The following is a 6,966-nucleotide window of genomic DNA, read 5'->3' as shown; positions in this document are numbered from 1 at the left end:
CCTCCGGCGTGGGGGCGCCTTCCGGTGCGGGGGCGCCCTCGTGGGGGGCGCACAATCCGCCGCCCAAGGGGCCGAAGGACAGGCAGCTTCGGCGCAGCCGTGCCCACAAGGTCGCCGGCGGAGTCTGCGGCGGCCTGGGGCGGCACTTCGACCTCGATCCGGTGATTTTCCGGGTCCCGTTGGTCGTGCTGTCCGTCGTCGGCGGGTTCGGGCTCATCTTCTACGGGTTCGCCTGGCTGCTCATCCCCGCCGAGGGGGAGTCGCAGAACGAGGGGCGGCGGCTGCTGTCAGGACGGGTGGAGAGCTCCTCGCTCTCCGCGGTCCTGGTCGCTCTCGTCGGCTGCGGTCTCTTCCTCGCCTCCCTCGGGGGACGCAGCGTGCCCTTCTCCGTCCTGCTGATCGGCACCGTGGCCGGGGCGGCGTACTGGTCGCGGCACCGGCGGCAGGCCGAGGCCGCTCGCGGGGAGGGGGCGTGGGTCGACCCGGCGACGGCGCACGCTGTGGCCGACGCGCCGCCCGAGACGCAGGCCCCTCCCGTCGCCGTACCCGCCTCCTGGTGGCGGGAGCCGCTCACCAAGGAGGGCGGTGCGGCGGGCACCACGTTCCCCAGCCCGTGGAGCCGGGCGGGCGCGGCCACCGGCTACCTGTGGGGTCCGGAGTCGGCCCGTCCGCACGCGGCGCCGCCCCGTACCCACGCGTGGGGCCGTGAGCCGTTCGGGGCGCCGGTCCCCGCAGGACCGAAGGACGGCGGCCCGCCCGCGCGGCAGGGCGCGGGCGGCGGCTCGCTCGGCGGGCTCACCTTCCTGCTGGCGCTGGTCGCAGGCGGGGTGTCCGCCGCGGCCTCCTGGAACGGCAACCCGCTGGCCACCACCCTCGTCATCGGCCTGAGCTGCGCCCTGGCGGTCTTCGGCCTCGGCCTGGCCGTCAGCGCCTTCGTCGGCCGTACGGGCCCGGGAACCCTCGTCTGCCTCGTGCTGACGGCGGGTCTGCTGGCGGGCGCGGCCGCGCTGCCGAAGGACATCTCGACGCATGTACGGGACACCCGCTGGGTGCCTGCCGGGGCGCAGCAGATCAAGCCGCGCTACGCGCTGGGCAGCGGCTCGGGCGAACTCGACCTGACGGAGGCGGGGCTGAAGGCGGGCCAGACGGTGCGCAGCGGCGTGCGGATCGGCGCCGGGGAGGCCAAGGTGGTGGTGCCGGAGAACGCGGTCGTCAAGCTGCGCGCGGACGTCGGGATGGGGGAGACCACCTTCCCCCGGTCCCTGGACGGGGACGGGAACGTCGTCTCCGACAGCTCGGGCGGACTCGGCACGACCCGCCGGATCACGCTGCGGCCCTTCGACGGCGCGCGGCCCGAGGGAACGGTCGAACTCGACATGAGCGTCGGCGTCGGCCGCGTCGAGATCGTCCGGGAACTGCCCTCCGGCGAGCGCTCCGACCACCAGGAGCCGCCCGGCGAGACCGCTCCGGACGGCACGGGGCCCGACGGCACGGGACCGGACGGCAAAGGGCCCGACGACACGGGTCCAGGCGCCGTCGGCCCTGGCGAGCACTCGGGGGCGGGCGCACACCGGGAATCCCGTGACTCCGAGCAGGAGGCGACCCGATGAGGCACCGTTTCGAGCCCTCCCGGCTGCTGCTCGGCCTCGTCATGATCGTCATGGCGGTGCTGTACCTGCTGGACGCGGCGGGCGAGGTGCAGATCCCCTCCTGGACGCTGCTGATCGCGCTGCCCGCCGCCCTTTTCCTGGCCGGCTGCGTCACGCTGCTGACGTTCCTGCTGCGCCGCGCACGGGGACGGCGGCGGGACCCCGGGACGTGAGCAGCAGCCCAGTCGTCCCGCAGCGCCTCGGCTCTCGGGCCTCGGGTCTCGGCTCTCGGGCCTCGGGCCTCGGGCCTCGGGCCTCGGGCCTCGGGCCTCGGGCCTCGGGCCTCGGGCCTCGGGCCTCGGGCCTCAGCCGAAGATCTGCTGACCCTTGCGCCGCCGCCGTACCGCCAGCAGCGCGTCCAGCGACACCATCGGTGCCCCGGCGAGCAGCAGCGGCAGCCACGCCATCAGATACGGCAGGTCGTTGCCGTAGTAGTACGGCTCGCTCGCCCAACTGACCGTCAGCCACAGGCACAGGGACAGCAACGCCCCGCCGGCCGCCGCCACGCGCGCCCACAGGCCGCACAGCGTGCCGAAACCCACCGCGATCTCCGCCACGGCGAGGGCGGTACCGAAACCTCCCGGGCTCTGCTGTGCCAGGTCGACCAGCCAGGGCGCCGCGGCCGTCTCGTGCACGGCCCGCAGCGTTCCGGCGAACGAGCCCGGCCCCCTACCGGTCAGAAAGCCGGCGTCGGTCAGTTTGTGGATGCCCGCGTAGAGAAAGGTGATGCCGAGGAAGAGCCGCAGCGGCAGCAGCGCGTACCGCGCGGCGAGCCCCCGCAGCCCGACGGGCGCCCCCGCCACCGGCCCCGGAAAAGCGTGGACGGTCTTGGCCCCCTCGTCGGTCCCGCCTCCGCCCGGACCTGTCACAGACATCCCACGGCTCCCGCCCTTCCGCAAACGCGTTCGGTGTGGCCGCGATTCTTCCCACACACGCTCCCCACCTGGCAAGTGCGCGAGCCCCGGGGCGCGGCACCGCTGCGCTACTCCACCACGTCGATCGGATAGCGGTTCGTCTCGGCCCCCGCCGCCGTCACCACCTGAACCTCCACCCGCCCCGGCTCGACCTCCGCCGGAACGGGCACCGTCAAGGCCGTGTCGACGGGACTGGTGAAACCGCCACGCACGGGGATGAGCGGCGCGTGGACATGCACGCTGCCGATGCGCACCACCATGCGGGAGAGCCGGTCGGGATCGGTGGCCCCCACCGGGACGAAGCCCGTGCCGCGGATCTCGATGTCGTCACCCGTCCGGATCGGCGCGTGCAGGTCTCCCACCTCGCGCGCCCGGACCACCGACAGCACCACAGGACGACTGCTCTCGGCGTACTTCCCCGCCAGGTACGTCACGGTCGAGACGACGACCAGGAGCGCCAGCCCCCACGGCAGATCAGGCAACCGGTCGGGCTGCCCCGCCAGCCGGACGGCGGCGAAGACCACGGCAGCCGCGCTGATCAGGACGTACTGCACATCGGAGAACGCGCCACGGCCCGCGTCGTCCGTGAGCAGGTCCGCCGCGCGCGGGCGGTCGGCGCGCACCTTCTGCAGCCGACGGCCCTGTACCCGGACGGTCACCGTCCGGCGCACCACGACGGCGACCGCGCATGTCAGGGCCACAACGGTGACCATCCCGGCGCCCCGCGCCAGATCGAGCCCCGCCAGCAGTCCACTTCGCGCCCCCGCGTCCGGGGCCGCCGCCAACTCGACGGCCAGGACCAGGACGGCGAAGACGGACAGCAGCACCCAGGCGGCGGCCACCGTACGCGAGGTGGACAGCCGGTTGTCCTCACCGATGACGGGCGCCAGCACCCCGCCGCGCGCCCGGTGCAGCCACGCGGCAGCCGACAGCAGCGCGGCCGAGACCAGCGCCGCCACCAGACCGGCCGTGCGGCCGACCGACCAGCCGTCGGCGAGCGCGGTCAGCAACTGCACCAGCAACAGCACACCGACCGCCGCCCACACGGCGAGGACGGTACGCCGCCACAGCCGTGCCACCCATGCCTCACCCTCCTCGCGCCGCCGCTCGGCGACCTCACGCGCCGCCCGGGTCAACTCGTCGGAGACCCACTGCCGCGAAGCCCCCGCCGAGTGCGCGAGGCTGCCCGGCACCCCCTCGCCGGCAGCCAACTCGTCCCGCCGCCGCACGAACGCCGCCACCGCCCTGCGGTGCTCGTGGCGAGCGCTGCTGGGACAGTTCTCGCACTGGCAGGGCGAGGCGGAGGCAGCGCGGGAAGCGGCGGAACGGGACCGAGAACGCGGCGGGGAGTGCGCCGGCTCCGGGCGCGCCGGGTGCGGCGTGCCGGAGCCGCCCAGGGGCAGCTCCACCCGAGGGGGACGCCGCCGCCCCGCACCCTCCGGCCGCGCGGCCGGCTCCTGACGCGGGCCACGCTCGGCGGGGCGTGCGTCGGCCGACGTCGAGGGGGCCTCGGGAGACGTTGAGCGCGTACGGGGAGGCGCTGAGTGCGTACTGGGAGGCGCTGAGTGGGCGCTGGGAGACGTTGAGTGGGCGCTGGGAGGCGTCTTGCGCGTGTCGGCCGACGTTGAGGGTGTGCCGGGGGGCGTCTTGCGGGTGCTGGGTGCCGCTGGGCGGGTGCCGGTCGACGCCGGGTGCGTGTCGGGAGGTGTCTTGCGCGCGTCGGGAGACGTCTTGCGCGTGCCGGATGTTGCCGGGCGTGTGCCGGGGGGCGCTGATCGCGTGCCCGGTGTGTCCGCACCGGACGGTGCCGCGGGCCCGGTCGCTCGTGCGGGTTTCTCACCGGCCCTGGCGCCGGGGACGCGCGCCCCTCCCGGCCTCCCGCCGGCGCCGGAGTTGCCCTCGCGGGCGCCGCCGCGGGGGGCGGGGGCGCCGCTGTCGTCCGTCTCGCGTGCGGCGCTCGCTCGCGCTCCGGGGGAGCCGCCCGCAGGGCTGCGGGGTGCCCGCGCCGTGCCGCCGGGCTGCGGACCGGCGTCGGAGCCACGGCCCGCCTCCGGGCGCCGCGCGTTCGCCGCGGCGCCCCCCGCGCCACGGGTGCCTCCGGCGGTCGGGTTCGTTCCGGAGTCGGCGGGTGCGCGCCGGGCGTCGTCGTCGGTGCGCTGGGCGGCGCCGTCGGGGCCGTCCTCGTCGTCGTCCGGACCCTTCGAGCCGTCCTGAGCCGTGTCCACGGCCACTGTGCAACCCCGCCTCTCAACTTCCATGTGGTGCAAGGGGATTGTGCCTCACCTGAGCGGCGGAGCGCCGCCGAGGCCGGGCATGGCCCGGGTGATCCTGGTGGAGGAAGGTTGATAGGTGCGCCATGCGGTGCTCGTGTGGGTGAGTGGCGGTCATCTGCCGGTTGACGTCGCACCGCATGCGGCACCGCACGCCGCACGGGGCGCCGAACCGTTTGTGCACGGGGCGTCCGTGGGGTTCATCCGGGCCGGACCGCACCGGCGAAAGGCATCTGGTCGATCGGGGCCACCCGCACCGGCGTGCCCGGGCGCGGCGCGTGGATCATGCGACCGCCGCCGATGTAGAGGCCGACGTGGCTGACGTTGTCGTAGAAGAAGACCAGATCGCCCGGCGCGAGCCGGGAGCGGGTCACGCGGGCGCCCGCGTGGATCTGGCTGTAGGTCGTACGCGGCAGCGAGACGCCCGCCGCCTTCCACGCCGCCTGGGTCAGCCCGGAGCAGTCGTACCCCGCGGGGCCCGTGCCGCCCCATACGTACGGCTTGCCGAGGGCGCGGTGGGCGAAGGCGACCGCGCGGGCGGAGCGCCCGGCCGTCGCGGCACCGGCGGGGTGGCGCGCGGCGACGGCGTCGCTCTTCCCGGCGACCCCGTYCCCGTCCCAGCCCCCGTCTGCGTCCCCGTTCCCGTCTCCGCACCCGTGCGCAGCGCCCTCGCCCGGAGCGTCCGCGCGTGGACCAGCAGCCACCAGCACCCGCCCAGGTAGGCGAACGACAGCCCCGTCTCCAGACCGGAGGTCGCGTAGTCCCAGGTCGCGCACAGCGGCAGCAGCAGTACGACGCCGACGGGGAGCAGTGCCCCCGCCGGGCGGGTGAGCCGGATCATGCGGCGGGTGCCGTCGAGCGCGAGGAGGTATCCGACGACGGTCAGCAGCAGCCCCAGCGCCACCGCCAGCCGCAGCGGATCGTCCACGCCCGGCACGGCGCTGCCCGCGGCGAGCAGCCACTGCCACAGCGTCCCGGTCGAGGTCTCGGCGCGCTCCGCGACGTTGAAGACGGGACCGTTGCCCGCGAGGATCTGGCGCACGGCGCGGGTGTAGATCAGCGCGTCGTCGTTGGTCCAGCGGTGCCGGTACCCCATCACCAGCACCGTGGCCCCGCAGGCTGCCACGGCCAGCGCGTTCCACCGCTGGGCCAGGGTGCCGGGCAGGCTGAAGGACCGTGGTTCCTCGGTGGGTTGGGGGACGGGAATCTCATCGGGTCGGGCCATGACGCCCACCATCGCTCTGGGCCCGTCGGCGCCCTCGCGCACAACGCGCCGCACGGGCACCACTCACCCGGTCGGCGGACGGGCCGCCCCGCGCGGCCCACGGCGCCCGCCCGGCTCGGCGCGCCGGTCACCGCGCGTGCGCCCGCGCCGCCATCCTCGCCCCCAACGGGCCGGGGTGGCCCTCCTCCCGGCCGCCGAAGGGCCGGCACGCCGCGCGCCCGCCACACAGAAAGCGAGCCCTCATGAACACCACCGGCACGAGCACCGTGACCAGCACCGATCAGAGCACCGGCAGCAGCACCGACCCGAGTACCGCCCCGAGCACCGGCGGGAGCATCAACCCGGGTACCGATCCGAGCACCGCCCCGAGCGCCGACCCGAGCACCGTTTCGAGTAGCGCTTCGGGTGGGGCCTCGCGTGCGTCCTTCCGGGCGATGCCCGGTGCGCAGGTCTCCGACGAGGCCGTCGTGGGGGCGGGCACGACCGTGTGGGAGCTGGCGCAGGTGCGGGAGGGGGCCGTGGTCGGTATGGAGTGCGTCATCGGGCGGGGGGCCTACGTCGGTGCGGGAGTCCGGGTCGGCGCGCGGTGCAAGGTACAGAACCACGCGTTGCTCTACGAGCCGGCCGAGCTGGGGGACGGCGTCTTCGTCGGGCCCGCCGTGGTGCTCACCAACGACCGTGCGCCGCGCGCCGTGGACCCGGACGGAACGCTCAAGCGGGCGGGCGACTGGCACGCGGTCGGCGTCACCGTCGCCGAGGGCGCGTCGCTGGGAGCGCGGGCGGTGTGCGTGGCGCCGGTGCGGATCGGCCGGTGGGCGATGGTGGCGGCGGGTGCCGTGGTGACGTGCGACGTACCGGACTTCGGGCTCGTGGTCGGGGTGCCCGCGCGGTGGATCGGCTGGGTGGGC

At 75.5% G+C, this 6,966-nt stretch carries 6 protein-coding genes and 1 pseudogene; 3 read left to right on the top strand and 4 right to left on the bottom strand.

What is annotated here, in order from left to right; translation table 11 throughout:
• Positions 1–8 precede the first annotated feature (8 nt).
• Both AB8Z75_RS30610 and AB8Z75_RS30605 read left to right on the top strand, forming a co-directional pair.
• Positions 9–1,610: a PspC domain-containing protein gene (locus AB8Z75_RS30610; protein ID WP_369207684.1), complete on the top strand. Its 1,602-nt coding sequence runs from the start codon at positions 9–11 to the stop codon at positions 1,608–1,610.
• Positions 1,607–1,822 (top strand): hypothetical protein, encoded by a 216-nt coding sequence (locus AB8Z75_RS30605; protein ID WP_369207680.1) that lies wholly within the window; start codon positions 1,607–1,609, stop codon positions 1,820–1,822. Before AB8Z75_RS30610 ends, AB8Z75_RS30605 begins: the two co-directional genes overlap by 4 nt.
• Before the next feature lie 132 nt (positions 1,823–1,954).
• On the opposite strand, the gene AB8Z75_RS30600 is transcribed toward AB8Z75_RS30605, so the two are convergent.
• The 4 genes and pseudogenes from AB8Z75_RS30600 to AB8Z75_RS30585 form a co-directional block, all read right to left on the bottom strand.
• The gene (locus AB8Z75_RS30600) at positions 1,955–2,524 is read right to left on the bottom strand and encodes a DoxX family protein (protein ID WP_369207678.1); all 570 of its coding nucleotides are present in this window, start codon (positions 2,522–2,524) and stop codon (positions 1,955–1,957) included.
• Positions 2,525–2,631: 107 nt separating this feature from the next.
• Positions 2,632–3,804, bottom strand: coding sequence for a hypothetical protein (locus tag AB8Z75_RS30595; protein ID WP_369207676.1), 1,173 nt, complete (start codon positions 3,802–3,804; stop codon positions 2,632–2,634).
• A gap of 1,229 nt (positions 3,805–5,033) precedes the next feature.
• Positions 5,034–5,381: pseudogene (locus AB8Z75_RS30590) on the bottom strand (C40 family peptidase); the annotation flags it as partial.
• Entirely contained in the window at positions 5,282–6,058 is a 777-nt protein-coding gene (locus tag AB8Z75_RS30585) for a hypothetical protein (RefSeq protein WP_369207686.1), read from the bottom strand. The gene AB8Z75_RS30585 and the pseudogene AB8Z75_RS30590, both read right to left, overlap by 100 nt.
• 434 nt (positions 6,059–6,492) lie before the next feature.
• Here AB8Z75_RS30585 and AB8Z75_RS30580 point away from each other — a divergent pair.
• On the top strand, positions 6,493–6,966 hold a 474-nt coding region (locus tag AB8Z75_RS30580), incomplete at its 3' end, for an acyltransferase (protein WP_369207682.1).

The sequence above is a fragment of the Streptomyces sp. PU-14G genome (genome assembly GCF_041028275.1).
In the GTDB taxonomy this organism is placed as follows: Bacteria; Actinomycetota; Actinomycetes; order Streptomycetales; family Streptomycetaceae; genus Streptomyces.
This window is presented reverse-complemented; position numbering and strand designations above follow the sequence as displayed.

Bases quoted from the DNA above. Each gene is read 5' to 3' on its own strand.
- AB8Z75_RS30605 (WP_369207680.1), top strand. From the start codon at position 1,607: ATGAGGCACCGTTTCGAGCCCTCCCGGCTGCTGCTCGGCCTCGTCATG.
- AB8Z75_RS30600 (WP_369207678.1), bottom strand. From the start codon at position 2,524: ATGTCTGTGACAGGTCCGGGCGGAGGCGGGACCGACGAGGGGGCCAAG.